The sequence below is a fragment of the Streptomyces sp. NPDC007905 genome, assembly GCF_042959345.1.
In the GTDB taxonomy this organism is placed as follows: Bacteria; Actinomycetota; Actinomycetes; order Streptomycetales; family Streptomycetaceae; genus Streptomyces.
Map to the genome: position 1 here is coordinate 411,540 of NZ_JBIBKS010000001.1, position 26,651 is coordinate 438,190.

The 26,651-nt window shown below is 73.2% G+C and carries 27 protein-coding genes and 4 pseudogenes; 17 read left to right on the forward strand and 14 right to left on the reverse strand.

The window, feature by feature from the left end:
• Positions 1-70: 70 nt before the first annotated feature.
• Complete coding sequence (locus tag ACFZDC_RS02040; RefSeq protein ID WP_391319422.1) at positions 71-2,452, forward strand: SpoIIE family protein phosphatase; 2,382 nt, start codon at positions 71-73, stop codon at positions 2,450-2,452.
• On the opposite strand, the gene ACFZDC_RS02045 is transcribed toward ACFZDC_RS02040, so the two are convergent.
• Positions 2,446-2,994 (reverse strand): sigma-70 family RNA polymerase sigma factor, encoded by a 549-nt coding sequence (locus tag ACFZDC_RS02045; protein WP_391319423.1) that lies wholly within the window; start codon positions 2,992-2,994, stop codon positions 2,446-2,448. The genes ACFZDC_RS02040 and ACFZDC_RS02045 overlap by 7 nt on opposite strands.
• A 46-nt stretch (positions 2,995-3,040) precedes the next feature.
• On the opposite strand from ACFZDC_RS02045, the gene ACFZDC_RS02050 reads away from it, so the two are divergent.
• The 5 genes from ACFZDC_RS02050 to ACFZDC_RS02070 all read left to right on the forward strand — a co-directional run bounded on the left by ACFZDC_RS02050 (position 3,041) and on the right by ACFZDC_RS02070 (position 8,550).
• On the forward strand, positions 3,041-4,429 hold the full coding sequence (locus tag ACFZDC_RS02050) for a protein kinase (protein WP_391319424.1): 1,389 nt from the start codon (positions 3,041-3,043) through the stop codon (positions 4,427-4,429).
• A 157-nt stretch (positions 4,430-4,586) separates the two neighbouring features.
• On the forward strand, positions 4,587-5,276 hold the full coding sequence (locus ACFZDC_RS02055; RefSeq protein ID WP_391319425.1) for a DUF4232 domain-containing protein: 690 nt from the start codon (positions 4,587-4,589) through the stop codon (positions 5,274-5,276).
• 189 nt (positions 5,277-5,465) lie between these two features.
• On the forward strand, positions 5,466-6,710 hold the full coding sequence (locus tag ACFZDC_RS02060; RefSeq protein WP_391319426.1) for a hypothetical protein: 1,245 nt from the start codon (positions 5,466-5,468) through the stop codon (positions 6,708-6,710).
• A gap of 63 nt (positions 6,711-6,773) precedes the next feature.
• Positions 6,774-8,039 (forward strand): SLC13 family permease, encoded by a 1,266-nt coding sequence (locus ACFZDC_RS02065; RefSeq protein ID WP_391319708.1) that lies wholly within the window; start codon positions 6,774-6,776, stop codon positions 8,037-8,039.
• Positions 8,040-8,058: 19 nt separating this feature from the next.
• Positions 8,059-8,550, forward strand: a complete 492-nt coding sequence (locus ACFZDC_RS02070; RefSeq protein ID WP_391319427.1) for a universal stress protein — start codon at positions 8,059-8,061, stop codon at positions 8,548-8,550.
• A gap of 264 nt (positions 8,551-8,814) precedes the next feature.
• On the opposite strand, the gene ACFZDC_RS02075 is transcribed toward ACFZDC_RS02070, so the two are convergent.
• Complete coding sequence (locus ACFZDC_RS02075) at positions 8,815-10,779, reverse strand: ricin-type beta-trefoil lectin domain protein (protein WP_391319428.1); 1,965 nt, start codon at positions 10,777-10,779, stop codon at positions 8,815-8,817.
• Positions 10,780-11,054: 275 nt separating this feature from the next.
• A pseudogene (locus ACFZDC_RS02080) lies at positions 11,055-11,487 on the reverse strand (helix-turn-helix domain-containing protein); the annotation flags it as partial.
• An 11-nt stretch (positions 11,488-11,498) separates the two neighbouring features.
• Between ACFZDC_RS02080 and ACFZDC_RS02085 the strand changes: the two are divergent.
• Positions 11,499-11,624 (forward strand): annotated as a pseudogene (locus ACFZDC_RS02085) (phytanoyl-CoA dioxygenase family protein); the annotation flags it as partial.
• Between the two features lie 4 nt (positions 11,625-11,628).
• Here the strand turns inward: ACFZDC_RS02085 and ACFZDC_RS02090 are convergent.
• Positions 11,629-12,597: an aldo/keto reductase gene (locus ACFZDC_RS02090; protein ID WP_391319429.1), complete on the reverse strand. Its 969-nt coding sequence runs from the start codon at positions 12,595-12,597 to the stop codon at positions 11,629-11,631.
• A 224-nt stretch (positions 12,598-12,821) separates the two neighbouring features.
• On the opposite strand from ACFZDC_RS02090, the gene ACFZDC_RS02095 reads away from it, so the two are divergent.
• Positions 12,822-13,607: an endo alpha-1,4 polygalactosaminidase gene (locus ACFZDC_RS02095; RefSeq protein ID WP_391319709.1), complete on the forward strand. Its 786-nt coding sequence runs from the start codon at positions 12,822-12,824 to the stop codon at positions 13,605-13,607.
• A 12-nt stretch (positions 13,608-13,619) separates the two neighbouring features.
• On the opposite strand, the gene ACFZDC_RS02100 is transcribed toward ACFZDC_RS02095, so the two are convergent.
• Complete coding sequence (locus tag ACFZDC_RS02100; protein WP_391319430.1) at positions 13,620-14,153, reverse strand: flavoprotein; 534 nt, start codon at positions 14,151-14,153, stop codon at positions 13,620-13,622.
• Between the two features lie 9 nt (positions 14,154-14,162).
• Positions 14,163-14,621, reverse strand: a complete 459-nt coding sequence (locus ACFZDC_RS02105) for a DUF1348 family protein (protein WP_391319431.1) — start codon at positions 14,619-14,621, stop codon at positions 14,163-14,165.
• 104 nt (positions 14,622-14,725) lie between these two features.
• Between ACFZDC_RS02105 and ACFZDC_RS02110 the strand changes: the two are divergent.
• Positions 14,726-15,280 (forward strand): annotated as a pseudogene (locus ACFZDC_RS02110) (TetR/AcrR family transcriptional regulator).
• Between the two features lie 7 nt (positions 15,281-15,287).
• Here the strand turns inward: ACFZDC_RS02110 and ACFZDC_RS02115 are convergent.
• Positions 15,288-15,494: a ferredoxin gene (locus ACFZDC_RS02115; RefSeq protein ID WP_391319432.1), complete on the reverse strand. Its 207-nt coding sequence runs from the start codon at positions 15,492-15,494 to the stop codon at positions 15,288-15,290.
• A gap of 12 nt (positions 15,495-15,506) precedes the next feature.
• Positions 15,507-16,736, reverse strand: a complete 1,230-nt coding sequence (locus tag ACFZDC_RS02120) for a cytochrome P450 (protein WP_391319433.1) — start codon at positions 16,734-16,736, stop codon at positions 15,507-15,509.
• A gap of 293 nt (positions 16,737-17,029) precedes the next feature.
• Between ACFZDC_RS02120 and ACFZDC_RS02125 the strand changes: the two genes are divergently transcribed.
• Positions 17,030-17,662, forward strand: coding sequence for a LysE family transporter (locus tag ACFZDC_RS02125; RefSeq protein ID WP_391319434.1), 633 nt, complete (start codon positions 17,030-17,032; stop codon positions 17,660-17,662).
• A gap of 51 nt (positions 17,663-17,713) precedes the next feature.
• Here ACFZDC_RS02125 and ACFZDC_RS02130 read toward each other — a convergent pair whose 3' ends face one another.
• Positions 17,714-18,202 carry a nuclear transport factor 2 family protein gene (locus ACFZDC_RS02130; protein ID WP_391319711.1) on the reverse strand — a complete coding sequence of 163 codons (489 nt, stop codon included), beginning with the start codon at positions 18,200-18,202 and terminating at the stop codon, positions 17,714-17,716.
• 162 nt (positions 18,203-18,364) lie between these two features.
• Here ACFZDC_RS02130 and ACFZDC_RS02135 point away from each other — a divergent pair, with 162 nt between their 5' ends.
• Complete coding sequence (locus tag ACFZDC_RS02135; RefSeq protein WP_391319435.1) at positions 18,365-18,814, forward strand: nitroreductase/quinone reductase family protein; 450 nt, start codon at positions 18,365-18,367, stop codon at positions 18,812-18,814.
• A 78-nt stretch (positions 18,815-18,892) separates the two neighbouring features.
• Here the strand turns inward: ACFZDC_RS02135 and ACFZDC_RS02140 are convergent, their stop codons facing one another.
• Positions 18,893-19,813, reverse strand: coding sequence for a cation diffusion facilitator family transporter (locus ACFZDC_RS02140; RefSeq protein ID WP_391319436.1), 921 nt, complete (start codon positions 19,811-19,813; stop codon positions 18,893-18,895).
• 484 nt (positions 19,814-20,297) lie between these two features.
• Between ACFZDC_RS02140 and ACFZDC_RS02145 the strand changes: the two genes are divergently transcribed.
• Together ACFZDC_RS02145 and ACFZDC_RS02150 are read left to right on the forward strand one after the other, a co-directional pair.
• Entirely contained in the window at positions 20,298-21,314 is a 1,017-nt protein-coding gene (locus ACFZDC_RS02145; protein WP_391319437.1) for a glutathione S-transferase C-terminal domain-containing protein, read from the forward strand.
• Between the two features lie 28 nt (positions 21,315-21,342).
• Complete coding sequence (locus tag ACFZDC_RS02150; RefSeq protein WP_391319438.1) at positions 21,343-21,648, forward strand: DUF4235 domain-containing protein; 306 nt, start codon at positions 21,343-21,345, stop codon at positions 21,646-21,648.
• A 21-nt stretch (positions 21,649-21,669) separates the two neighbouring features.
• Here ACFZDC_RS02150 and ACFZDC_RS02155 read toward each other — a convergent pair whose 3' ends face one another.
• Both ACFZDC_RS02155 and ACFZDC_RS02160 read right to left on the reverse strand, forming a co-directional pair.
• The gene (locus ACFZDC_RS02155) at positions 21,670-22,062 is read right to left on the reverse strand and encodes a VOC family protein (protein WP_391319439.1); all 393 of its coding nucleotides are present in this window, start codon (positions 22,060-22,062) and stop codon (positions 21,670-21,672) included.
• A 54-nt stretch (positions 22,063-22,116) separates the two neighbouring features.
• On the reverse strand, positions 22,117-22,581 hold the full coding sequence (locus ACFZDC_RS02160; RefSeq protein WP_391319440.1) for a pyridoxamine 5'-phosphate oxidase family protein: 465 nt from the start codon (positions 22,579-22,581) through the stop codon (positions 22,117-22,119).
• A gap of 113 nt (positions 22,582-22,694) precedes the next feature.
• Between ACFZDC_RS02160 and ACFZDC_RS02165 the strand changes: the two are divergent.
• From ACFZDC_RS02165 to ACFZDC_RS02175, 3 genes and pseudogenes are all read left to right on the forward strand, one after another.
• Positions 22,695-23,685 (forward strand): annotated as a pseudogene (locus ACFZDC_RS02165) (amidohydrolase); the annotation flags it as partial.
• Positions 23,686-23,847: 162 nt separating this feature from the next.
• Complete coding sequence (locus tag ACFZDC_RS02170; RefSeq protein WP_391319441.1) at positions 23,848-24,210, forward strand: DUF1304 family protein; 363 nt, start codon at positions 23,848-23,850, stop codon at positions 24,208-24,210.
• Positions 24,207-24,770, forward strand: a complete 564-nt coding sequence (locus ACFZDC_RS02175; RefSeq protein WP_391319442.1) for a TetR family transcriptional regulator — start codon at positions 24,207-24,209, stop codon at positions 24,768-24,770. Before ACFZDC_RS02170 ends, ACFZDC_RS02175 begins: the two co-directional genes overlap by 4 nt.
• 4 nt (positions 24,771-24,774) lie before the next feature.
• Here ACFZDC_RS02175 and ACFZDC_RS02180 read toward each other — a convergent pair whose 3' ends face one another.
• Complete coding sequence (locus ACFZDC_RS02180) at positions 24,775-25,071, reverse strand: hypothetical protein (RefSeq protein ID WP_391319443.1); 297 nt, start codon at positions 25,069-25,071, stop codon at positions 24,775-24,777.
• Positions 25,072-25,098: 27 nt separating this feature from the next.
• A complete protein-coding gene (locus tag ACFZDC_RS02185) occupies positions 25,099-25,317 on the reverse strand; it encodes a hypothetical protein (RefSeq protein WP_391319444.1) in 219 nt (72 codons plus the stop codon).
• 220 nt (positions 25,318-25,537) lie between these two features.
• On the opposite strand from ACFZDC_RS02185, the gene ACFZDC_RS02190 reads away from it, so the two are divergent.
• On the forward strand, positions 25,538-26,488 hold the full coding sequence (locus tag ACFZDC_RS02190) for a zinc-binding dehydrogenase (protein ID WP_391319445.1): 951 nt from the start codon (positions 25,538-25,540) through the stop codon (positions 26,486-26,488).
• Positions 26,489-26,651 lie beyond the last annotated feature (163 nt).

Sequence of the window (26,651 nt, forward strand, 5' to 3'; positions counted from 1 at the left end):
CGGGACGCACTACGCTGGACGCAAGTGGTGCTACCTGTTCACTGTGAGTGTGCGCTTGGGAGCGGCGACGATGAGCCGGGTCTATCCGTTCGACGATGCGGCGACGGCCCGGGCTGTCATCGACGACGACGGAACGCTGGTGGAGTGGAACGAGGGTGCGCGGCGCCTGCTCGGCCACCCGGCCGACGCCGTCGTGGGCCGCCCCGCCGCCCAGTTGCTGGCCGGGAACGGCACGGCCACCCTGCCGGGCGGCCCGCGCTGGGCGGGAACGGTCGGATTGCGCCACCGGGACGGCCGTACGGTCTCCGTGTGGCTGCTCGCCCACCGTCGCCCGGCGCGCGACGGTAGCTGCGGCGACTGGCTCGTGGTCACCCCGCTGACCGGCCCGGACCCCGGCTCCCCGGACGATCCGCTCGGCCGGGCGGCCCTGATCCAGTCACCGTGCGCCCTCGCCGTGTACGACGAGGCGCTGCGACTGCGCCTGATGAACGACGCCATGGCCGAGGTCATCGGGCTGCCCGAGGAGCGCCTGCGCGGCCTGAGGCTCTCGGAGATCGGCGGCAAGCCGCAGAGCGAGGAGCTGGAGCAGGGCATGCTCCAGGCGCTCACCACGGGCCGGCCGCTGGACGTTCAGACGTTCATGCGCACCGGCGGCACGGACCGGGCACACGCCTGGCTGGCCCGGATGGCACCGGTCACCGACACCGACGGCCGGGTGCGGGGTGTGTGCATGGCGGCACACGACGTCACCGAGAACCACCGGGCCAGGCAGCGGCTGCAGATCGTGAACGAGGCGAGCGTGCGCATCGGCTCCACCCTCGACGTCACCCATACGGCGCAGGAGCTGGCAGACGTGTGCGTGCCGGCGCTCGCCGACTTCGTCACCATCGACCTGCTGGACCCCGACGAGTACGGCGGCGAGCCCCCGGCCCGCATCACGGCCCCGGTGAACCTGCGCCGGGTCGCGCACCAGTCGGTCCTCAGGGGCGTTCCGGAGGCGGTGGCCAAGCCCGGACTGGTGGAGGTGTACCCGGCCTTCTCCCCGCAGGCCGGCTCACTGACCGCCGGCCGCACCGTCCGGGCCTCGGTCGCCGGGGGTGACCTGGACCAGTGGCTGACCTGGAACCCGGCGCGCGGCGAGCGGGTGCGGGAGTTCGGCATCCACTCCTGGATGTCGGTGCCCATCCAGGCCCGCGGGCTGACCCTCGGGGTCGCCGTGCTCACCCGGCACCGGCGCGGGGATCCGTTCACCGACGACGACATGCTGCTGGCCGAGGAGATCACCGCCCGGGCCGCCGTCTGCATCGACAACGCCCGCCGCTACTCCCGCGAGCGCGACACCGCCCTCGCGCTGCAGCGCAGCCTGCTGCCCCGCAGCCTCCCGCGCACGGCCGCCCTGGAGGCCTCCTCCCGGTATCTGCCGGCGGCCCGGGCCGGGGTGGGCGGCGACTGGTTCGACGTGATCCCGCTGTCCGGGATGCGGGTGGCGATGGTCGTCGGGGACGTCGTCGGGCACGGTATCCAGGCCTCGGCCACGATGGGCCGGCTGCGCACCGCCGTCCGTACCCTCGCCGACATCGACCTGGCCCCGGACGAACTGCTCACCCACCTCGACGACCTGGTGGTCCGGCTGTCGGAGGAGTCCGGCGGCGACGGCAGCACCGGCGAGGTCGGCGCCACCTGCCTGTACGCCGTGTACGACCCGGTGTCGCGGCGCTGCACCCTGGCCCGGGCCGGGCTGCCGCCGCCCGTGGTGCTGGAGCCGGGCGGCGAGCCCCACCAGCTGGACCTGCCCGCCGGGCCCCCGCTCGGCCTGGGCGGGCTGCCCTTCGAGTCGGCCGAGGTGGAGCTGCCCGAGGGCACCGTCCTGGCCCTGTACACGGACGGTCTGATGCTGTCGCCGGAGCGCGCCGTGGATGCCGGGCGGGAGCCGCTGTTCCAGGCGCTCAGGACGTACGCGGACTCCCTGGACGAGACCTGCGACCGCATCCTGCACGCCCTGCTGCCGCGGGGCGGCGCCCCCGACGACGTGGCGCTGCTGCTGGCCCGCACCCGGGGGCTGCCCGCCTCCCAGGTGGCGACCTGGGACATCCCCGCCGACCCGGCGCTGGTCGCGCCGGTCCGCAAGCAGGTCGTGGAGCAGCTGGAGCGCTGGTCGCTGAGCGGGATCGCGTTCACGGCGGAGCTCGTGGTGAGCGAGCTGGTCACCAACGCCATCCGGTACGGCTCGCGCCCGATCCGGCTGCGGCTGATCCACGACGCGGCCACGCTGATCGTCGAGGTGTCCGACACCAGCCACACCGCCCCGCACCTCAGGCGTGCCAAGACCTTCGACGAGGGCGGCCGCGGGCTGCTGCTGGTCGCCCAGCTCACCCAGCGGTGGGGCAGCAGGCACACCGCGGAGGGCAAGACGATCTGGGCCGAGCTGGGCCTGCTGGAGGAGGATCAGTAGCCCCGCAGCCAGGGCCGCACCTGTTTGCGGGCCTCGTGCAGCCGGGACTTGAGGGTGCCGAGCGGGATACCGACGCGCTCGGCGACCTCGGCGTACTCCAGTTGGCAGATGTCCCGGTAGACCAGGGGTGCGACCAGGTGCGGGTGCTCGCGCTCCAGCCGGTCCAGGGCCTCCAGCAGATCGATCCGCGAGCCCGCGATGACGCTGGTGGTGCGCGGGTCGATGTGCTCGGCGGGCTGGATGACCGCGGGCTGTTCCGCGGCCCGCCGCTTCAGCTCGCGGTACTTCTGCCGGCAGCAGTTGGCGACGACGGTGTACAGCCAGGTGCTGAAGCGGCTGCGGCCCTCGAAGGCGGAGATGTGCCGGGCCACCTGGAGCAGCACGTCCTGCGCGGCCTCCTCGGCGTCCTCACGGCACGGCAGGAAGCGCCCGCAGCGGCGCACGACCTCGGGCCGCAGCTCGGTCAGCAGCCGGTCAAGGGCCGCCCGGTCACCCGCCGCGGCGCGCCGGGCGAGGTCTTCGGCGGTCACCGCGTCCTGCACGTCAGGGCCCCCTCCAAGTCGATCTCAGGCCAGGCATGATAGTCGTATGCACTCCCTGGAGCGGATCGGCCGCTACCGCCTCGAACGACGCCTGGGCAGCGGCGCCTTCGCCACGGTGTGGCTCGCCCACGACGACGAGCTGGACGCGCCGGTGGCGGTGAAGGTCCTCGCCGAGAACTGGGCGCACCGGCTGGACATCCGGGAGCGCTTCCTGTCCGAGGCGCGGCTGCTGCGCCGGGCCGGCTCCAGCAGGGTGGTACAGGTCTACGACATCGGTGAACTACCGGACGGCAGGCCGTACTTCGTGATGGAGTACGCCGACGGCGGCACCCTCGCCGATCTGCTGGCGGCCGGTCCGCTGCCGGTGCCCCAGGCGCTGGTACTGACCGCGCTGGCCGCGCGGAGCGCCGCCGCGCTGCACGAGGCGGGCATCGTGCACCGCGACATCAAGCCGACCAACGTGCTGCTGCACACCGCCCCGGACGGCGAACGGCGGGTGCTCCTGGCCGATCTGGGGCTGGCCAAGAGCCTCGCGCAGGCCTCGGTGCTCACGCTCGCGGCGGGCTCCGCGGGCTACCAGCCACCGGAGCAGGCCGAGCCCGGAGAGGGCATCGACGCGCGCGCCGACGTCTACAGCCTGGGCGCGGTCGGCTACGAGCTGGTCACCGGGAGCGTGCCGGGCCCGCCGGGGAAGGTCGTGCCGCCCGGGCGGCTGCGACCGGACCTCGGCGAGGACGTCGAGCGGGCCCTGTTGCGGGCCCTGGAGCCCGACCGGGAGCGGCGCTGGCCGGGGGCGCAGGCGTTCGCTGACGAGCTGGACCGACTGGCGGCTGCCTCCTGCGCCCGGGCGGGCAAGCGGCTCGACGGCGTCCGGGGCCGGCTCAGCACCGTGACGCTGGTGGTGGCCGCGGTGCTCGCCGCCGCGGCCGCCGCCGTCACGGTGACGGCGGTGCTCCACCGGCCCGGCACCGCCGACGGCGCGACGGTGAAGGACTCCACCGGCCGGGTCGCCGTCCAGGTGCCCGCGGCCTGGGCCCGTGAGCTGCGTGACTCCGGCTGGGACCCGCACACGCTCGGGCTGACAGCGGGACACGAGCCGGGCCTGGTGGTCGCCGACGACCTGGCGCACTGGTCCGACCTGAGGTCCGCGGTCGACGGCGTGTTCGTCGGGCTCAGCGAGCACGGCGACGTCACCGCCCGGGTGAACGCCCTCGCCCACTCCGGTTGCCGCTACGCCGGCAGCCGCACCTTCGCCGACGCCGAGTGGCACGGCCGGATCCGGACCTGGCACGCGTGTCCGGACGGCGGCTCGGTCACCGAGTCCGCGCTCGGCCCGGCGGACGGCTCCGCTCGGCCGCAGGTGTATGTGCAGGTGCGCCAGCGGGGTGACGCGGACGCGACCGACGGCATACTCCGCTCGCTGCAGGTCACCTGACACACGAAGGCGTCGGCCCGCGGTCAAGGCGGGGAAAAGAAGTCCGCGGGGACCGAACTTTTCCGGTGGCCCGTGCATCGAAGTGTGGTGACGGCGCACCCGGCGCCGTAGGCGCGCGTCCGCCGCGTGCCATGACGATCCAGGAGTGTTGAGCGACATGGCGTACTCATCCCAGTCATTGCAGCGCGGGGCCCTGCTCGCGGGCGCGGTCGCCGTACTGGGCCTCCTGACCGCGTGCGGCAGCCCGGACATCCACTCCGCGCCGCAGCAGGTGTCGGGCACGGCCGGTCCGGCGACCGAGGCCTCGAAGGGCTCGGCTCCCTCCTCCGCGTCCGCCGCCGTCTCCACGCCGAAGGGCACGACGCCGTCCTCCGCCCCGGCGGCGGCCACCTCCGGCAGCGGCACCGGCACCAGGACCGACAGCACCAGCGGCCGGTGCCACACCTCCGAGCTGCGCGCCTCCGTCGGGCGCAACAACCCGGGCGCCGGCCAGGAGAACTTCCCCGTCGTGCTCACCAACAAGTCCGGCCGGACCTGCACCGTGCGCGGCTATCCGGGCGCGGCGTTCGTGAACGCCTCCGGCTCCCAGCTCGGCGCCGACCCCAAGCGTGAGTCCGGCTCGCCGGTGACGGTCACGCTGAAGCCGGGCCAGAGCGCCTGGGCGGGCCTGACCTTCTCCAACCCGGAGGTCAGCGGCGCGAAGTCGGCCACGCCCGCGGCGCTGCTGGTCACCCCGCCGGACGAGCGGGACCAGCTGAAGGTGGCGTGGACGGCCGGTCCGGTCCCCGTCTCCGGGAACTCGTCCTCCGTCTTCCTGACCGTCTTCAACTCCGGCACCGGCGCCTGACCGAACGCCCCGTCGACCCCGCTGTCCGCTCCCGGGCAGCGGGGTTCGTCATGTGCGCGCCACAAGTGTCACAGGACGGCAACACGTCCCGGTCGCCGCGATCTTTCCCCGACTCCCCCTCATCGAACCCGTCGACCACACAGCGAGAAGGCTCCGCAGGGAGCCGCGACGAGGAAATCGGGGTAGACCATGACCGGCATCTCACGCAGGCGAGTGCTGACGGCGGCGGCGACTGCGGGCGCCCTCGGGGCCCTGCCCGCCTGCTCCTCCGACGGCCTCGGGCTGTCCGTGGGCGGAAAGGACCCGGCGTACGGCAAGGGCACCACGCAGGCCCGGCCGGTCAAGCCCATCGGGGACGGCTCCACCGCCGACACCGGCGCCCAGCCGCACCAGCCGCGGCCGACCCGGCTGAAGCCGGGCCAGAAACCCCCGCAGTTCGTGGTGTTCTCCTGGGACGGCGCCGGCGAGCTGAGCAACGGGCTGTTCTCCCGGTTCCGCAAGGTCGCGGCCGACCACGGCGCCAGGATGACCTTCTTCCTCAGCGGCATCTACACCCTGCCGGAGTCCAGGAAGAACCTCTATCGTCCGCCGCAGCACGCGGTCGGCGCGTCCGCGATCGGCTACCTCGCCGACCGGCACATCCACGCCACGCTCCAGCAGGTGCGGTCCGCCTGGCTGGAGGGTCATGAGATCGGCACCCATTTCAACGGGCACTTCTGCGGGGCGAACGGCGTGCGCAACTGGTCACCGGCCGAGTGGCGCAGCGAGATCGAACAGGCGATCGACTTCGTCACCAAGTGGAAGACGAACACCGGGTTCACCGACCTCGAACCGCTTCCCTTCGACTACCGCAAGGAGCTGATCGGCGGCCGCACCCCGTGCCTGGAGGGCCAGGCCAACCTGCTGCCCACCGCGGCCGCGCTCGGCTGGAAGTACGACGCCAGCAGCCCGGGCGGGCTGCAGATCTGGCCGGGCAAGGTGCAGGGCAACCGGATCTGGGACTTCCCGCTGCAGTCCATACCGTTCTCCGGCCACTCCTTCCAAGTGCTCTCGATGGACTACAACATGATGTTCAACCAGTCCGGCGGCAACCCGTTGGGCGACCGCACCCGTTACGACGCCTGGCGCGCGCAGGCCCGGGACACCTACCTGGCGGGGTTCCGGCGCGCGTACGACAGCAACCGCGCTCCCCTCTTCATCGGCAACCACTTCGAACGCTGGAACGGCGGCATCTACATGGACGCCGTCGAGGAGGCGATCGGCCGGATGGCGGAGTACGACGAGGTGCGGTTCGTGTCCTTCAAGCAGCTCGTGGCCTGGCTGGAGGCGCAGGACCCGGCGGTGCTGCGCAAACTGCGCACGCTGGCGCCGGGTCAGGCCCCGGTGGCCGGCTGGGACGAGTTCCTGGGCCCGGCGGGTACCCGAACCCCGTGACCCGTTCACCGACACGTCTGTTTTCATGGGCGGGCACCACGTGATCGATCCGGAGGACCCGCCCTGAACACCCCCCTCGCCGAGGTCCTGTCCGCCGTTCTGCTGGCCGCCGTGCTCGCCTGGGCCGTCGTACGGCCCTTCGGGTGGCCGGAGGCGGTGACGGCCGTCCCGGCCGCCGGGATCGCCATCGCCACCGGGGCGATCTCGCTGGAGCACGCCCGGGCCGAGGCGGAACGGCTCGGGCCCGTGGTGGGGTTCCTGGCGGCGGTGCTGGTGCTCGCCCATTTCTGCGACGTGGAGGGCCTGTTCCAGGCGTGCGGGGCATGGATGGCGCGCTGGGCGGCGGGCCGTCCGGTGCGGCTGCTGACGGCGGTGTTCGCACTGGCTTCGGCGATCACGGCGGTGCTCAGCCTGGACGCCACGATCGTGCTGCTGACGCCGGTCGTCTTCGCGACCGCCGCGCGGACGGGCGTACGGCCGAAACCGCACGTGTACGCCTGCACGCATCTGTCGAACACGGCCTCGCTGCTGCTGCCCGTGTCCAACCTGACGAACCTCCTCGCCTTCGCCGCGAGCGGGCTGAGCTTCACCCGGTTCGCGGCGCTGATGGCGCTGCCCTGGCTGGTGGCGATCGGCGCCGAGTACGCGGTGTTCCGGCGGTTCTTCGCCCGGGACCTCACCGCGGCGGCCCCGGCGGGCGGGGAGGCCGGTGAGGCGCCGGGGCTGCCGCTGTTCGCGCTGGTGACCGTGGGCTGCACGCTGGCGGGGTTCGTGGTGGCGTCGGCGTTCGGGGTGGAGCCGGCGTGGGTGGCGGCGGCCGGGGCGCTGGTGCTGGCCGGGCGGGCGCTGGTACGGCGGCAGACGACCCCGCTGGCCGTGGTGCGCGCGGCGGCGCCGGCCTTCCTGGTCTTCGTGCTGGCGCTGGGCATCGTGGTGCGCGCCGTCGTCGACAACGGGCTCGCCGACGTGCTCGGGCACGTCCTGCCCGGCGGCACGGGGCTGCCCGCGCTGCTCGGGACCGCCGCGCTGGCCGCCGTCCTCGCGAACCTCATCAACAACCTGCCCGCGGTCCTGGTGCTGCTGCCGCTCGCCGCTCCCACGGGTTCCGGCGCGGTGCTCGCGGTGCTGCTCGGGGTGAACATCGGCCCCAACCTCACCTACGCGGGGTCGCTCGCCACGCTGCTGTGGCGGCGGATCGTGCACCAGCACGAGCACGACGTGGACCTCGGGGAGTTCACCCGTCTCGGCCTGCTCGCCGTGCCCTCGGCGCTGGCCCTGTCCGTGGTGGCACTGTGGGGGTCGCTGCAGGTTCTCCGAGGGTATCCATGAGCCGAGGGAGGCCGACCGGATGCGCGTGATCGCCTGGCTCGTCGAGGGCACCTGGCCCGCCTGCGTGGACGCCGTCCGCACCCACGCCCCGCATGCCGCCGAGGTGGTGCTGCTGCACGTGACCGGTCCGGACGTGCCCGGGGTGGCGCACGGCGCGTTCGCCGGGCTGCTCGGCCGCGGCCACCCGGAGCGCGACCCGGGCGGCCGGCTGGAGGCGCTCGGCGGCAGCTCGGCGGCCGAACTCCTGGACGCGGCGGCCGAGCGGCTGGGGCGGCCGTGTGCCCGCGAGGAGCGGTCCGGGCGGGTCGAGCGGGAGGTGGTGGCGGCGGCCGACGGGGCCGATCTGCTGGTGCTGGCCCGGGACGGCGACCGCTCCCGGCTGGGGCCGCGCAGCCTGGGCCCGGCCGTCCGGTTCGCCGTCGACCACGCGCCCTGCCCGGTGCTGCTGGTGTGGCCCGAGCCGGCACCCGGCCTGGGGACGATCCCGCCCCCGCCGCCGCACCACCGCTAGGTCCTGGTGCGAAGGTCCGGTCGTTCGCCCGGAGGGCGGCCCCGCGGCGTCCGGTGCGTGCTCTCGGCGTGCCGGGTGACGCCTTCGTACTGGACGTACTTGGGCTTGTGCCCGGTGCGGCGAGTGAAGGGGATCCCCACGCCCTCAAGGCAGTGGGGAGGCGTGCCGGGCGTCGCGGGGCGGGCGGGACCTTCGCACCAGGCCCTGGGCGGCGGGCCGCCTCACGGTGTGCCGCCGTGCCGGCTGCCGGAGCCGCACCGCCGTTCAGCGGTGGCGCCGCCCGGTGCCGTCGCCGTAACCACCGCCGCCGTAGCCACCGCCCCCGTCGCAGTAGTACGGGTGGACCGAGCAGAAGTCGGGCGTGGCGCCGCGCGACGGCGTGGGGCTGGACTTGGCCGCCGCCGGGGTGGGGGCCGGCGACGGTGTCCTGGAGGCCTTGGGCGTGGCCTTCGCCGACGGAGACGGCGACGGCGACGGCGACGGCGACGGCGACAGGGGGCTGTCGGCGTCCCAGTTGACGTTCTCCATCTGCAGGTCGGGCTTGGTGGTGTCGACGGTCCAGCGCTGGGCGGAGGTCGCGGTGCGGTTCTTGAGGACGAGGGCGCCGGAACCGTCGGTCGCGGCGGGGGTCAGCGCCAAGTCCTGGTCCGAGCGGGGGATCAGGGCGCCCTGCAGGGTGAAGTCGTAGCGGATGTCCCTGGCGGCCTTCCCGGTGACCGAGCAGGGGGCGAGCCGCACCGAGTAGCCGAGGTGGGAGTCCAGACACAGGCCCGGGGCGGAGGAGTTGCGCAGCAGTCCGTCCGTCTCGTACGTCCACTGCTGGCTCGCCTTCGAGGAACAGGTGGCGAGTTCGGTCTCCGCGCCCTTGACGGCCTTCTTGCCGACGACGCCCACGCACAGGCCCGAGGCGAGGTTGTGCAGCCGGCCGCGCAGCGCGCCCTGGGCGGTTCCGCTCGCACCGGCCAAGGACGGGCCCGGTGTCGTGGAGTCCTTGCCCGGAGTCCTGGAGGGTGTGGCGCCCGGGGCCGGGGCGGGGTCGTCGCCCGAGCCGAGCACCGCCCACAGGACCAGCGGGAGGACGACCAGCCCGCTGACCGTGACGACGGCCAGGGAGAGGTTGCGGCGGCGGGCGCGGCGGGCGGCCCGGTGCGCGGGACGGCCGGTGGGGGCAGCGGTGTCGGCGGCCGGCCCGGCAGCGGGACCCTTCCGCCGCCGGGGTCCCCTACCCGCGTCCGCGCTCCGGGCGGGGCTCTGGCGCCGGATGGGTCCCGGACCCGCGTCCGGGCCGCCGGCAGGGACCTTCAGCCGCGTGCCCGCGATGGGGGTGAAGGGCTCGCCGCCCGCGGGAGCGGCCGGGGCCGGTGCGGATTCCGGTTGCGGGGCGGTGGCTTCCTCGGTACGGGCCGCCCGGGACTCCTGGTAGGCGCGGGCGCCCCAGCCGAGGACCGCCTCGGCGAGCGCGAGTCCGAGCCCCGCGTTGAACCGGCCGAGCTGGTCGCCGGTCTGCCGGCAGTGCCGGCAACCGGCCAGGTGCTGCTGGAGGTCGGGGTCGATGTCGACGCCGCCGCGCCGGAAGGTGACGTCCAGCATGCGGTGATACCGCCGACACTCGGCCTCGGGGGCGAGTTCGCGGTGGGCCTGGAGGCATTCCTCGCGCAGCCGCTCGCGGGCGCGGCGCAGTTCGATCCGGGTCTCCTCCTCGTCCAGTCCCAGCAGCGCGGCCGGGACGGCCAGGGGTTCGGCCTCGACCTCGGTGTGCCACAGCGCGGCGCGGGCGGCCTGGGGCAGCCGCTGGAAGGCGCGGGACAGCAGCCGCCGCCCGGACGGCGGGAGCAGCCGGGCGGCCGCACGCTCATCGCTGCCGGGGCCCGGCCGCAGGGTGGGGTGCAGGAGTTCCTGGCGGCCGTCGCCGTCCCACTCGGCCGCGATCCGGCGCACGGTGACCAGCAGATGGGGTCGCCAGGCGGCGGACGGGCCCGCCTGGCGGAGGGACTCGCCGAACAGCCGGGTGAAGGCGGCGGTGGTGAGCATGCCGGCCGCGTGGGGCCCGTCGGTGCACAGCCGGGCGTAGGCGAAGGCCGCTTCCCAGTGCCGGTCCAGGAGTTCGCCGACCGGGTGGAGTGCGGGTGCCGTTCCCGTCCACTTCTTCAGTTCGGCGCTCAGCTGTTCGTCCGAGGCGTCGAAGCGGCGGGTGGTTGGGGCGGACTCCGACGGGCCTGCGTCATTCACGGCTGCATTCCTCCGGCGCGACACGAGAATTAGTCCATACCAATGTGCCTGGCACGGCATTCGGCCTCTCGAACGTCCGCTGGGCAGCTCTTTTGAAGCGTGGGGGGCGTACGGGAGCGGCCTGGCGCATGCAGCGGAAAATGTAATTGTCTGCACGCCGACAGCGCACACTTTTGCACAGCCCGGCACTACGGAACAAGAGATCTCTCGCGCCCGGGCATGGGGTTCGGCGACCTTTTCATTGACATCCTGTCAATGGAAGCCATCGCCGGGGATTACGGCCGTTCACCTGCCCGGCAGACGCCCGGCGGCACTCCGTAGCGCTCGCGGAAGACCCGGCTGAAGTGAAACGGGCCCGGGAATCCCGATGCCGCCGCCACCCGTTCCACGGCCAGGTCGGTAACCAGCAGCCGGGCGGCACGCCGCAGCCGGGCCTCGCGCAGGGCCCGCACGGGCGGGCCGCCGGTGCGCAGGGTGAACAGGTGGGCGAACCGGGACGGGGAGGAGGGCGACGCTCTCGGCGAGCGAGTGGACCGTGTGCGGGACGCCCGGGTCGGCGGCCATCAGTTCCTCGGCGCGGCGCACCCGGGCGTCGGCGCCCGGCTCGTATGCCGGTGCCCGGGTGCCGGACGCGGCGAGCAACAGGACCTCTTCCCGCGCGCACAGGGCCGGCTCCCGCGCCAGGCTGCCGTGGGCCACCACGACCGGTTCCTCCCCGCCGTTCGGCCGAGCGCACCGGCGGCCACTACCGGACGCCGACCATGTCCGGCGAGCGGGTCCCGCTGCCGGAGAGCGGGGGTGCCGGTCCGTGCCGCACGGGGTTCGTGCCGCACGGACCCCACTGAGCCGTCAGTGGCCGCTGATCGCGCGCGGGGTGTAGGGCTGCTCCAGCTCCTCGATCTCCTTGTCGCTCAGCTGCAGTTCGACCGCGGCCACGGCGTCCTCGATGTGCTGCGGCCTGGCCGCGCCGACGATCGGTGCGGCCACCGTGTCCTGGTGCAGCAGCCAGGCCAGGGCCACCTGGGCGCGCGGGACACCCCGGTCCTGCGCGATCCGAGTGACGGCCTCGACGATCGAGCGGTCGCTGTCCAAGTAGAGGCGGCTGCCGAAGTTGTCGTTGGCGCTGCGCTCGGTGACGGTGCCCCAGTCCCGGGTGAGCCGGCCGCGAGCCAGCGGGCTCCACGGCAGGGCGCTCACGCCCTGGTCCGCGCAGAGCGGCAGCATCTCCCGCTCCTCCTCGCGGTAGAGCAGGTTGTAGTGGTTCTGCATGGACACGAACTTGGTCCAGCCGTGCAGCTCGGCCGTGTACTGGGCTTTGGAGAACTCCCACGCGTACATCGAACTCGCCCCGATGTAGCGCACCTTGCCCGCCTTGACCAGGTCGTGCAGCGCCTCCATCGTCTCCTCGATGGGCGTGGCGTGGTCGTAGCGGTGGATCTGGTAGAGGTCCACGTAGTCGGTGCCGAGGCGGCGCAGGCTGTGGTCGATCTCGGACAGGATGGCCTTGCGGGAGAGGCCGCCGCCGTTGGGTCCGGGCCGCATCCGGCCGTGCACCTTGGTGGCCAGGACGATCTCGTCGCGGTCGGCGAAGTCACGCAGGGCCTTGCCGACGATCTCCTCGCTGGTGCCGTCGGAGTAGACGTTGGCGGTGTCGAAGAAGTTGACGCCCGCGTCCAGCGCCTGCCGGACGAGCGGACGGGAGGCCTCCTCGTCGAGCGTCCACTCGTGCGCGCCGCGGTCGGGCAGACCGTAGGTCATGCAGCCCAGGCAGATCCGCGACACGTCCAGGCCCGTCGAACCGAGCTTCACGTACTGCATCGTTGCTGCTCCTGACTTCGGGGGCGATGGTCACTCAGGAGCGTACGTCCTGCTCCGGGGCCGACTTGACTGCCGCCGTGCGCGGGCGATTGGATCCTGACACGTGCCGCGCCGGCCGGCGGGGGCAGGATGGAGCGGACGTGCCCACGAAGGGGACGGGCCCACCGAGTGCGGGCCGCGCCAAGGGTCCCGGGGCGGGAACCGCCGGGGCCACGCTGCTCGCCCTGGCCCTCGTGGTGACCTCGTTGGCCGGCTGCGATCTCGGCGACACCGGGAAGGGGTCGTCCCCGAAACCCGCCGCGGTACGCCTACCGCCGCGCCACGCCGGCTTCGACTACCAGATCGGCGGCGCCTATCCCCCGCCCGCCGGTGTCCGGATCGTCAGCCGCGACCGGTCCGGCTCCCCGGCGCCGGGGCTGTACAACATCTGCTACGTCAACGCCTTCCAGGCCCAGCCGCAGGAGCGCTCCTCCTGGCCCGCGGACCTGCTGCTACGCGACGCCCGCGGCAGGGTGGTCATCGACGCGGACTGGAACGAGGCGCTGCTCGACCTGCGCACCCCGGCCCGGCGCGAGCGCGTGGCCGAGCGGGTGAACCGGTGGATCGACACGTGCGCGCAGAAGGGTTTCGACGCCGTCGAGCCGGACAACTACGACAGCTACACCCGCTCCCGGCACCTGCTCACGGCCGCCGACGCGAGCGCGTTCATGCGCCTGCTCTCGCGGCACGCGCACGCCCGGCACCTCGCCGTCGGGCAGAAGAACACCGCCGAACTGGCCGGACGGCGACAGCGGACAGGGCTGGACTTCGCGGTCACCGAGGAGTGCGGGCAGTACGACGAGTGCGGGGTGTACGCCAAGGCGTTCGCGGACCGGGTGGTGGACGTCGAGTACACCGACAGCGGCCTGCGCAAGGCCCTCGCGCACTGGGGCGACCGGCTGAGCATCGTCCGCCGGGACGTGAACGTCTCCACACCGGGCAGCGCGGAATACGTCCGAAAGGCGCGCTGAGGCGCAGGCCCCTCAGCGGGTTTGCAGCAGGTCCAGCGCGCTCTCCCAGGGGAACTCCGGCCGCACACCGTCCTCTTGGGGCATGCCGGAGTACGGTTCGCCGAAGCGGACGCCCATCCCGCGCAGGCGTCTCAGGCTGTCCTGGTAGGCGGGGTGGGCGGCCAGCGCGTCGGCCACACAGGGCAGGACGGCGATCGGCACGCCCAGCCCGGCGGCCTCGCACAGCGTGCCGACGGCGAGGGTGTCGGCCAGGCCGGCCGCCCACTTGTTGACGGTGTTGAAGGTGGCGGGCGCCACCACCACGGCGTCCGGCGGCGGGAACGGCCGGGGGTCGGCCGGGGAGCGCCAGGCGGACCGTATCGGGCGGCCCGTCAGAGCCTCGACGGCGGCGGTGTCGAAGAAGCCGCCCATGGCGACCGGCGTGGCGATGACCCCGACCTCCCACTCGCGTTCCTGGGCGGCGGTGATCAGTTCGCCGACACCGGCGGCGATGCCGGCCGCGCAGACGACGACGTACAGGAAGGGCTTCTCGGCCTGTGCGGTCATCCGGGCACCCTACTGAAGCGGGAAGGACAGCCCCCGCTCGGCCTCGGGCCGCGGTTCGCGGATGCGCCGCTGCTCCTCCTCGATGCGTACGTCGTTGATGCTCGCCTCCCGCCGGCTCATCAGACCGTGCTCGTCGAACTCCCACAGTTCGTTGCCGTAGGACCGCCACCACTGCCCGTCGGCGTCCCGGGACTCGTACTGGAAGCGGACGGCGATGCGGTTGCCGTCGAAGGCCCACAGGTCCTTGCGCAGCGCGTAGTCCCGCTCGCGCTGCCACTTGGCGGTGAGGAACGCGACGATCTCGGCGCGGCCGGTGACGAAGGTGTCGCGGTTGCGCCAGACCGAGTCCTCCGTGTAGGCGAGCGCCACCCGGTGCGGGTCGCGGGTGTTCCAGGCGTCCTCGGCAGCCTGGACCTTCTGCGCGGCGGTCTCCCGGGTGAAGGGCGGCAGGGGCGATCGGTCGGTCATGGTGTGCTCCTCGCCTCGGACGACATCGGAGAACGAGCGTTCTCCAGCAGGCTGCTACCGCAGGAGAACGCTCGTTCTCTGGTCAAGGAGTGATGGTGCCCCAGATGGACAGCGCGGTCGCCCGGGAGCAGGCGCTCGACGCCGCGGAGCGGCTGTTCTACGCCCGCGGGATCCAGTCCGTGGGCATGGACGAGCTGCGCGGCGCCTCGGGCGTGTCGCTCTAGCGCCTCTACCAGCTGTCCCCCACCAAGGAGCAGCTCGTCGAGGCGTATCTGGAACGGCGGGACCAGCGCTGGCGGCGGCGGCTCGCCGAGCACGTGGAACGGCAGCCGGACCCGCGCGAGCGGATCCCGGCCGTCTTCGACTGGCTGGAGGGATGGTTCGGCGAGGGCGGCTTCCGCGGGTGCGCGTGGATCAACGCGTACGGGGAGCTGGGCGCCGGCTCGGCCCGGGTGGCGGAGCAGGTGCGGGCGCACAAGGAGGCGTTCCGGGGCTACCTCGCCTCGCTGGTGACCGGGGCGGGACTGCCCGCGACGCTGACCGGCCCCCTGTTCCTGCTGGCCGAGGGGGCCATGGTCACGGCGGGCATCACCGGGAGCACCCAGCCGGCGGCCGAGGCCCGCGAGGCGGCCGGAGTGCTGGTGGCGGCCGTCGGCTGAGCCGGCCTCAGCCGGCCGCCCCGGTCACCGTGATCGCGCCGACCGGGCAGGCGCGGGCCGCCTCCCGGACCATCGGGTCGCCCGCGCCGTCCTCGCGGCCGGGGAGCAGAGTGCTGTAGCCGTCGTCGTCCTGGGTGAACACGCCCGGCGCGACCAGCGCGCACTGGCCCGCGCCGATACAGACGTCCTTGTCGATGTTGATGTCGATGTGCATGGGCTGAGCCTCTTACCAGGTCACGGGGAGTTCCAGCATCCCCTGGATCGTGTCGCCGGGTTTGAAGGGGATGTCATCGGCGGGTGCGGCCAGCCGGAGGCCGGGCAACCGCCGCAGCAGGGTGCCGAGGGCGATCTCCAGTTCCGCGCGGGCCAGGTTCTGGCCCAGACACTGGTGGATACCGAAGCCGAAGGCCACGTGATGACGGGCGGAGCGGTGGAAGTCCAGGGTGTCGGGATCGTCGTACTGGGCCGCGTCGCGGTTGATGACCGAGGTCGCGAAGAGCACGCCCTCGCCGGCCCGGATCGTGGTGCCGGCGACCTCGATGTCCTCCAGCGCCACCCGCAGCAGGCCGTCCGCGATGGACAGCATCCGCATCAACTCCTCGACGGCGGCGGGCAGCAACGCCGAATCGGCGCGCAACTCGGCCAGCCGGTCGGGGTGTTGCAACAGGGTGTAGGTGCCGAGGGAGATCATGTTGGCGGTCGTCTCATGGCCGGCGACGAGCAGGATGACGGCCAGCGAGAGCAGTTCTGCCCGGTCCAGCGCACCCTGGCGGAGCCGGTGGTGGACGAGGTCGTCCAGGACGCCGTCTCCCGGTTCCTCCTGCCGCGCCTTGCTGTCGATCAGGTCGCCGAGGTACGCCTCGAGCCGTTCGCGCGCCTCCTGGGTGTCGGCGGCCGTGGGGCCGCGCAGCAGCCTGCGGGACTGCTCCTCGAAGAACTCGTGGTCGGCGTAGGGCACTCCGAGCAGACCGCAGATCACCATGGACGGCACGGGCAGGGCGAAGGCGGAGACCAGTTCGGCCGGCGGCCCCTTCTCGATCATGGCGTCCAGGAGACCGTCGACGATCCGCTGGATCGTGGGCCGCAGTGCGGTCGCGCGCTTGAGGGTGAACGACGGGACCATCATCCGCCGCTGCGTGTGGTGCACGGGGTCGTCCACGCCGAGCAGCGCGACCCGGCGGTCGCGGACGGCCGCGAAGCGGGCGGTGGGCGTGGGGAAGCCGGGGCGGGTGCGGTCGGTGGACAGGCGGGGGTCGGCGAGCAGCGCGCGTGCGGTGGCGTGGCCGGTGACCATCCAGACCTCACGGCCGTCGAAGAGGGTGACGCGGGACAGGGCTCGCCCGTCGCGCAGCGGGTCGTATCCGGTGGGCGGGTGGTAGGGGCAGGTGCGGTCCTGGGGGAAGGCGACGGGTTCGGCCGGGGTCGCCGGGCCGGTGATGTCCGTCAGTTCCGTCATGGAAAGACCTCGCAGACGAAGAAGTGCGTCGTGCCGATCTTCATTAGATGCCCGAGGCACCTATGACACGACGGCAAGTTCGGCCAGATCGGTGATCGGGGCGATCTGGCCGAAGAACGCGGTCAGCGGGGGCGGGAACGCGCCGATATTCGCTTGCCGCCGTGGTGGCGGCGGCCCCAGGATCTGGCCATGTTGCTTACCCACACCATTGTGCCGCCGACCGTCACCGCCGTCCCTCCGGTGCGGGACCAGCAGCAGTCCGGGCGTCCCCGGAGGCCCGATCCCGCACGCCCGTGACGGCCGCGCTCCTCGCGGGCCTGCTCGCCGGCTACGGCATCGCCGTACCCGTCGGCGCGGTCGGGACCTATCTCGTCTCCCTCACCGCCCGCACCTCGCTGCGCACCGGCGCCTGCGCCGCACTCGGTGTCGCCACGGCCGACGGCCTCTACGCCCTGCTCGCCGCGGCCGGGGGCTCGGCCCTGGCGGCGGCGATGCGGCCGCTGCTGACCCCGCTGCGCTGGGCCTCGGCCCTGGTCCTCGGCGTCCTCGCGCTGTGGGGCGCGATCCTCGCCCTGCGCCAGTACCGTGCCCGCCGGCACTCCAGCCGCCCCGAGCGGCCGGTTCCCGGCGCGGCACGCGCGTATCTCGGCCTCCTCGGGATCACTCTTCTCAACCCCGTCACGGTGATCTACTTCGCCGCGCTGGTACTCGGCACCAGCACCGCGGACGCCGTACGGCCGCTGGAGCGGGCCGTGTTCGTGCTGGCGGCCTTCGCCGCGTCCGCGAGCTGGCAGCTGCTGCTGGCCGGCAGCGGCGCCCTGCTCGGCCGCGCCCTCACCGGACGGCGGGGGCGGCTGGCGACGGCGCTGCTCGCCAGCGGGCTGATCCTGGTGCTGGCGGTACGGATGACCGTGGCACCCGGCTGACCGTCGGCGGGTCAGGGCCCCTGTGAGTCCTCGGGCCTGGTGCGAAAGTGCCTAGGTGCCCGGTGCGAAGGCGCGGGCGACGGCGAGGCTGTCCTCGTACACGTGGTGGCGTACGACCAGGCCGTCCCGGACGGTGAGGTGCAGGGCGAACCGGGCGGCGTAGGAGCGGCCGGTCGGTTCGGCCGTCTGCCGGATGGCGCCGAGGACGACCGCGTCGTCGCCGTCGACCAGGATGCGCTCGATGCGGGTGTCCGCCTTCTCGGGGACGTGGTGGGCGGCCAGCTCCCGGTAGTGGGCGACGGCGTCGGCGCGGGTGGAGCGGTGCCGGATCCAGGGGGTGTCGGCGCGGCCGTGCTCGTCCTCCGGCCAGCTCAGCTTCCAGTCGCCGTGCTCCGCGTAGAGCTCACCGATCCGCTCGGGGTCGCCCTGGCCGATCCTGCGGAGCAGTTCCTCCACGACGGAGCGGGTCGGGGTGGTGCGGCTGGCGAACACGACGGTCCTGCCCTCTCTCTCGGCCGGATACGGCGGGCGTGTGGTCATCACCACGGGGACCACTGTGCCCGAGGGGCCCCGGGCGGCACGATGACCCGCGAGGTAATCACCCACCCGGGCGAACTGGCGCGCGGTACGGATGATTCGGGCAGCAGCGGGTGTTGTAGCTGGCCGCAGTAAGCCGTTGGACCGACGAAGGAGACGGATCCCATGCCACTTGAGGGCGAGTACGAGCCGAGCCCGACGCAGTGGGTGCGCGAACAGGTCGAGCTGTACGAGAGCTCCGGCGGGACGAAGGGGACGACGCTCATGGACACCGGTATGCCGGTCGTCGTCCTGACCACCCGGGGCGCGCGGAGCGGAAAGATCCGCAAGACGCCGCTGATGCGGGTGGAGCACGAGGGGAAGTACGCCGTGGTCGCCTCGCTCGGCGGTGCGCCCAAGCATCCCGTCTGGTACTTCAACGTGAAGTCCGATCCGCACGTGGAACTGCAGGACGGGCCGGTCAAGCGGGACATGCGGGCCCGTGAGGTCACCGGCGCGGAGAAGGCGCAGTGGTGGGAGCGGGCCGTGGCGGCCTACCCGCCGTATGCGGACTACCGGAAGAAGACCTCCCGGGAGATCCCGGTGTTCGTCGTGGAGCCCCTCGACGAGAGCTGATTCCGGCCGGGAAGCGGTTCCTTTTAGAAAAATCTGTGTCCGGGCGCATGTTCCCGCTTCCCGACGGGCACTCGTGCGTCAGGCCCCGCCGCGTTCCCCCGTCGCGGCGGGGCCCTGTCGTGCCTCGCCCGCCGGCCCGTCGGTCACGTCGAGGAAGATCTGGTCGGCGGCGGGAACCGCCCGCGTGATGGAGCGCTTGATACGGACGGCGACCTCCTCGACCCGCTCGCTGTCCAGGCCCGGCGCGAGGTCGATACGGGCGGCCACCAGCGTGGAGTCGAGACCCATCTTCATCGTGAACAGCGCCTCGACGCTGTCGATCTCGGGCTGGGCGTTCAGCAGGGCCCGGATCCTGCCGCTCACCTCCGGATCGGCGGCCTCGCCGATGAGCTGGTCGCGGGCGTCGCGGCCCAACCGGTAGGCGACGTACACCAGCAGCACACCGATCGCCAGCGAGGCGGAGGCCTCCCACACGACCTGACCGGTCACCATGTGCAGGGCCATGCCGATGATGGCGAGGGTCACGCCGACCACCGCCGTGCCGTCCTCGGCGACCACCGTGCGCAGCGCCGGATCCCGCAGGCCGGCCTTGGCTCCGCCCTGCCGGCGCACCTGGTACAGCGCCCGCAGCAGCGAGACGCCTTCGGCGATGAGTGCCACGCCCAGCACGATCAGGCCCGCCACATAGCCGCTGAACTTCTCCTCGGCGCCGTTGTGGAGGGCCTCGAAGCCCTGGAAGAAGGAGAAGCAGCCGCCCATGACGAAGATCCCGACGGCCGCGAGCAGGGACCAGAAGAACCGCTCCTTGCCGTAGCCGAAGGGGTGCCGTCGGTCGGCCGGACGGTTGCTGCGGCGCAGCGCGGCCAGCAGGAAGACCTCGTTGAAGCTGTCGGCGACCGAGTGCGCGGCCTCCGACAGCAGCGCGGGCGAACCGGCGAGCACACCGCCGGCGGCCTTGGCCACGGCGATCACCAGATTGGCACAGAGCGCCACGAGCACGGTGACCCGGGTATGGCGGTCGGCCGCCGAGCCCGCCCTCCCGTTCCCGTCACGCGGTGCGTCGGACGCACCGGCTCCGGCACGGGACGGAGTGCGATCGGGCGCCGCGTGCGACGACGGCTCCGCACCGGCGGCCGGGTCGGATGCGTGAGGCCCGGCACCGGCGGCCGGGTCCGACGTCCGAGGCGCTGCGTCGGCGGGAGGGGTCGGTGGGGTGGGAGGCGCTGGTCGGTCGGTCGAGGGTGGTGGGTTTTCGGTTGGGGGCACTGTTGCCGTTCCCGTCCTGTCCGCTGCGCCCGGTGTACGCGCCCCCGTGCTCGCCGTACCGGTCACGTCCTCGGCCGCCCGCGCGGCCCTGTCCCGTTCCGAGGATGTCCCGCTCACCTATCGCCGACTGCCCCGGCCCCGGCGGATCACACCGTGCCGACGGCGGAAAACGGGGAACGCGTCTCCCCGGAGCGCCCGAGCGCGGCGAGGAGGAGAGATGGACGGCGACGGCAACGCGGCGTACGGCCACAGGACGTTCACCCGGTCCAGGAGCCACTTCACGGACCGGATCACCGCGGACGGCCGGGACGGCTGGCCCGTGGCGGCCGGGCGGTACCGTCTGGTGGTCTCCCGTGCCTGCCCGTGGGCGAGCCGGGCGGTGATCTCGCGCCGGCTGCTGGGCCTGGAGGACGCGCTGCCGATGGCCGTCGCCGACCCGATCCAGGACGACCGCAGCTGGCGGTTCACGCTGGATCCGGAGGGCCGGGACCCGGTGCTCGGCATCCGGTTCCTCAGCGAGGCCTACGACAAGCGGGAGACGGACCACCCGGGCGGGGTGAGCGTGCCCGCCGTCGTGGACGTGCCCAGCGGCCGCCTCGTCACCAACGACTACCAGCACATCACCCTGGACCTGGCCACCGAGTGGACGGCCCTGCACCGCCAGGGCGCGCCGGACCTCTATCCGGCCGGCCGGCGCGACGAGATCGACGCGGTGATGGCGGAGGTCTACGAGGACGTGAACAACGGCGTGTACCGGGCCGGGTTCGCCACGCACCAGGCGCCGTACGAGGAGGCGTGCGCGGCGATCTTCCGGCGGCTGGAAGTGCTCGCCGAGCGGCTGGCCGGGCAGCGCTATCTGGTCGGCGACACGATCACGGAGGCGGACATCCGGCTGTTCACCACGCTGGTCCGGTTCGACGCCGTCTACCACGGCCACTTCAAGTGCAACCGCTGGAAGCTGGCCGAGAACCCGGTGCTGTGGGCGTACGCCCGGGACCTCTTCCAGACGCCCGGCTTCGGCGACACGGTCGACTTCGACCACATCAAGCGGCACTACTACCGGGTGCACACCGGCATCAATCCCACCGGCATCGTGCCGCTGGGCCCCGATCTCGCCGGCTGGCTGACCCCGCACCACCGGGAGGAACTGGGCGGCCGGCCGTTCGGGGACGGGACGCCGCCGGGTCCGGTGCCCCCGGGCGAACAGGTGGCGGCTCGAGGTCGCCCGGCATGAGAGTCCCCTGACGAGGAAGGAGTGCAGCATGGCGAAGAAGAACAAGAAGAGGAAACTGCCCGTTGTCTACCAGCCGGTCGGCTTCGTGCTCAGCTGGGCGGGCGGGGCGCTGGCCGGGATGGCCTTCCGCAAGGCGTGGATGGCGATCCGGCACGAGGAGGACGCGCCCGACGCGCTGGACCCGGACCGCAGCTGGGGCGAGATCCTGCTCGCGGCGGCGGTCCAGGGCGCCATCTTCGCGGTGGTGCGCAGCGCCGTCGACCGCACGGGAGCCAAGGCCATCGCACGGTCGACGGGTGTGTGGCCGGCCGCCGACAAGGGCGGCCGGGACTGAGTCCGGGCGGAGCGGGCGCGCTCAGCCCTGCTTGGGTGCCATGGGCGGGACGAGGCGCAGGGTGAAGGAGTGGCCGGCCGGGTCGGAGTAGCCGCGCTCCTCGTACGGGCCCGGCGCGTCGCGCGTCTCCAGCGGCCGGCCGCCGAGCCCGACCACCCTGCGCTCCGCCTCGTCCAGGTCCTCGACCAGGAAGTCCAGGTGTGCCTGGAGCGAGTTCTCCGGTCGCGGCCAGCTCGGCGGGGTCGCGTTGGTGTCGCGCCGGAAGGCGATCCGGAAGCCGTCGACGCCCCTGACCTCCACCAGGTTGGCGGACGCGTCCGTCTCCCGGGCGTCCAGCAACTCCTTGTAGAACTCGGCTAGTTTCTCGGGTTCGGCGCAGTCGAGCACCACGACGCCCGCGGTCACGAGGGGCATGCTTCCTCCCGGGGATTCCGTCCTTTTCCCTGCGGATATCCCCGTCCGCCGGATTCAGTCGGCCACCAGCCACGCTCCGTCGCGCATCAACTCCCGTCCGTCCAGCTCGTTCTCCTCGCGCCAGGCCTGGATGCGCTGCGGGAGGATGGTGAAGTACAGGTAGGGGGTGGCCAGTCGGCGCGGGTCGAAGCCGGTCTTGCCGGCGAAGACCTCGGCGTCCTCCTCGGGCAGGTCCTCCGGGGCCACGGCCCGGACGGTGCCCTCGACCATGACGACGTCCCGGGTCGGTCCGATGCCCAGGCGGGCCCTGCCGGTGGCCACGAGGTTGCGTCCGGTGGGGCTCGCGGCCGGGGTGGCGATCAGCAGGGTCGCACCGTCCCAGACGAACGACAGGGGGACGAGATGGGGCGCGCCGCCGTCCTCGCCCGCGGTGGCGACCCAGGCGTCCACCTCGTGCTCCAGCCGGTGGAGGGTGTCCTTCTTGCGCTGCTCGGCGGTTCGGGCGGGCGGCGGGGTCATGGTCGTACGGCCTCCTCGGGATGGGTCGCACACGTGTGACGTGCGAACGCCCTCCAGTGTGACCGTCAGCCTTCCGTCTGCGCACGGAAGGCGTCGAGGCGTGTCCGGGCGGCAACCGGGACCACCACGGTGCCTGGGTCAACAGCCGCGCGCCGGCGCCGGCCGGCATCGACCGGGACACGCCCGATCCGGCCGACGGGCGGATCGAGCGGGACGCCTCGGGCGAGCCGAGCGGCACCCTGCAGGAGGGCGCGATGCAACTGGTGGGCCGGCTGGCACCGGCCGCCACCGCGGCGGACCGGCCGGCCGCGATGCTGCACGCCCAGCGGCGTCTGCACGCGCTCGGCATCACCGCCTGGCAGGACACGCTGGTCGGGGACTTCCTCGGCATGGACGATCCGGCCGGGGCGTATCTGACGGCGGCCCGGGACGGCTCGCTCACCGCGCGGGTGACCGGCGCACTGTGGTGGGACCGGGAGCGGGGGGCCGAGCAGATTGCCGAACTCGTCCAGAAGCGAGCCGCGTTCAGCCACCGCCGGTTCCGCGCGGGCACCGTGAAGCTGATGCTGGACGGGATCACCGAGAACCACACGGCCGCGCTGCTGGACCCCTACCTGGACAGGTGCGGCTGTGCCACCGCCAACCGCGGCAAGAGATTCCTCGATCCGGGGCAACTGCCGAAGTACGTCACCGAGTTGGACGCTCTCGGCTTCCAGTGCCACTTCCACGCGCTGGGCGACCGGGCCGTACGCGACGCGCTGGACGCCGTCGAGGCGGCCCGGACCGCCAACAGGCCGAGCGACACCCGGCCGCATCTGGCGCATCTGCAGGTGGTGCGCCCGGACGACGTGCCGCGCTTCGCCCGGCTCGGCGCCACCGCCGACATCCAGCCGCTGTGGGCCGCGCACGAGCCGCACACACGGCCGGGTCGGCCTACGTGAACCACCTGGACGACGGCGGCCGGGTGGCCGTCGGAGCGCTCGCCGATCTGGTCGTACTGGACCGCGATCCGTTCGCCGGGCCGCCGGAGGCGATCGCGCAGACCGCGGTGGCGCTCACCTATGTGGGGGGGGCGAGCGGGAGTACGCGGCTGCCGAGGCGTGAGGGGCTCGTTCGTCAACGGCACACAGGTACGGCACGGACAAGCGCCTCTGCGCCGCGGTTCGGGCGCGGGAGCTGCGCCGGGGTGCGCCGACCCCCGGGCAAAACTTGGACAGGTGTCTGGTTATCCTGGACACCTGTCCAAGAAGGGGAGGCTCGCTGGTCATGGAGATCGTGGCGAATCTACTGGTCGGCCTGGTGGCCGCGCTGCATGCGTACATCCTGGTGCTGGAGATGTTCCTGTGGCAGAAGAAGCCGGGTCGGGGGTTGCACGGGTTCGATCCGGAGATGGCTCGGGCGACCGCGCCGCTGGCCGCCAACCAGGGCCTGTACAACGGCTTCCTGGCGGCCGGCCTGGTGTGGGGGCTCGTCGCGGCCGACCCGACCGGGTTCCGGGTGCAGGTGTTCTTCCTGTCGTGCGTCGTGGTGGCGGGCGTGTTCGGCGCCGTCACGGCCAGCCGCCGCATCCTGTTCGCCCAGGCGCTGCCCGGCGCGCTCGCCCTGGCGGCCGTCCTCGCCGCACGATGAGCCGGGCGTCGCAGGAGGACCCGCGGGCCGCGCGCACCCGCGCCCGGCTGCGCGCCGCTCTGCTCGCCGAGTGTGCGGAGCGCCCGCTGGAGGAGGTCGGCGTGACCGCGCTGGTGCGCCGGGCCGGGGTGGGCCGGGCCACGTTCTATGTGCACTACGACGGTCTTGAGGCGCTGGCGGTCGACGCGTGCGCGGACGTGGTACGGCAGGCGGTGGACGCGCTGCACGCCTGGCGGGGGCGGCCGGATCCGGTCAACGCCCCGCCGGCGCTGCGGGAGTTCTTCTCCGGCCTGGCCCCGCACGCGGCCTTGTACCGGTCGCTGCTCGCGCCGGGCGGCGGCGGGCCGCTCGGCCGGGTGCTGCACCGGGACCTGCGGGCCCGCAGCCTGGCCGAGCGGGAACTGGCCGGTGCGGCCGACGCCCCGCTGGTCGCTTCGGCGGTGGCGGCGACCTTCGCGGGGGTCCTCGCGGACTGGCTGCACGGGCTGCTGGCGGCCGCTCCGGACGCAGTGGCGGACCAGGTGTGGCAGTTGCTGGTCGCGCTGCACCAGAGCCGGTGACCGGTCATGTGCAGCCGACACCGTGCTTCGCCAGGGGCCGGGCCTCCACTCCGGCGGACGTGCGGACGTAGGCCGTGTCCCGGCCGTCCGTCAGCCACAGGTGCCGACCGCGGTAGTGGTATCCGGTGTCGCGGGCACCCGCCGGCATGCCGACATGCCCACGGTACGGCGCCCTGAGCAGGCCGTCACGGCCGAGCACGCCCTCGGGGTCGCGGACGTACGTCCGGTCGCCCAGGGCGAGGAAGCGGGCCGACTGCCAGCCGCAGTGTTCCGGGCCGGTGGAACTGCCGAGCCGGCCCACCGGTACCCGTTGGCCGTGGGCGTCCGTTCACACCTCCCAGCCCTGGGCGGCCGCGTACCTGGCCGGGAGTTCGGCGGGATCGCAGGAGGCGTTCGTCTCCGGGCCCCAACCGGGGCGGTGCTTCTGGTCCTTGGCCACGACGACGGCCACCTTGGGGCGCCCCTTCACGTCGAAGGAGTACAGCACCCGGTCGGCCTCCTGGCGCTCCACCCGGTAGCCGCGGTCGGGCTGCACGGGCTGGAACATGCCGAAGTAGAGCTTCAGCCCCTCCTCGGGCGTGTCACCGCCGTCCGACGCGGCCCAGCCGTCGGGTCCGCCGCCTGCGCTCCTGCGACTACGGCGTGGGACCGGAACGTTCGGCGGGCTTGCCGGAAGGTCACCCCGCGGGCCGCCGCGTGGATCAGCACCCGCCGGCCGGGCATCATGCACTTTCCCGGACGGGCGGACCCGGGCAGGCTGGGTGACCATGAGTCAGGTGAACACGATGCGTGCCATCAGCCAGGATGTCCTCGGCGGTCCCGAGGTCCTGAAGGAAGTACGGGTGGAGCGACCGGCGCCGCGCCCGAACGAGGTGCTGGTCCGGGTGCGGGCCGCCGGGGTCAACCCGACCGACTGGAAGCACCGGGCGACCGGCGGGTTCCTCGGCGAGCCGCCGTTCGTCCTCGGCTGGGACGTCTCCGGCGAGGTGGCGGAGACGGGGATCGGGGTGGCCGCCTTCGAACCGGGCGACGAGGTCTTCGGCATGCTCCCCTACCCCTTCGGCCACGGCTCGCACGCCGAGTACGTCACCGTCCCGGCCCGTGCCCTGACGCACAAACCGGCCTCGATCGACCACATCCAGGCGGCCGCCCTGCCGCTGGTGTCCCTGACCGCCTGGCAGGCGCTGACCGAGCACGCCGGCCTGCAGCCCGGCCGGCGGGTGCTGATCCACGCGGCGGCCGGCGGGGTCGGGCACGTGGCCGTGCAGATCGCCAAGGCGCACGGGGCGTATGTGATCGGCACGGCGAGCGCCGGGAAGCACGACTTCCTGCGGGAGATCGGCGTGGACGAGACGATCGACTACCGGTCCACCGACGTCACCGAGGCGGTGCGGGACGTCGACGTCGTCCTGGACACGCTGGGCGGCGAGACCTCCGTGCGGTCCCTGCGGGTGCTGCGCCCCGGCGGCATCGTGGTGTCGATCCTGCCGGTCGGCGACAGGGACTTCCACGACGAGGCCGAGCGGCTCGGCGTCCGGGCGGTGCGGATGCTGGTGGACGCCGACCGGTCCGGCATGCGGGCCGTCGCGGACCTGGTGGAGCAGGGCAGACTGCGGGCCACGATCGCGGGGACCTTCCCGCTGGCCGATGCCGCCGAGGCGCACGAGCTGGGCGACACCGGCCGGACGACGGGCAAGCTGGTCCTGCTCGTGGACTGAACCGCCGGGCTCGGAACGTGAGCCCGGGCCGGGTGGGGCGATCCCGACGATGCCGGCGTCGAAGGCGTAGCACCCGCTGTCGCAGCGCCTTCGCAGGCTGTCGAACCCTGTCTTCCGCATCACAGAACGACACGCGGCGCCAAACTCGAAGACATATGTCAAT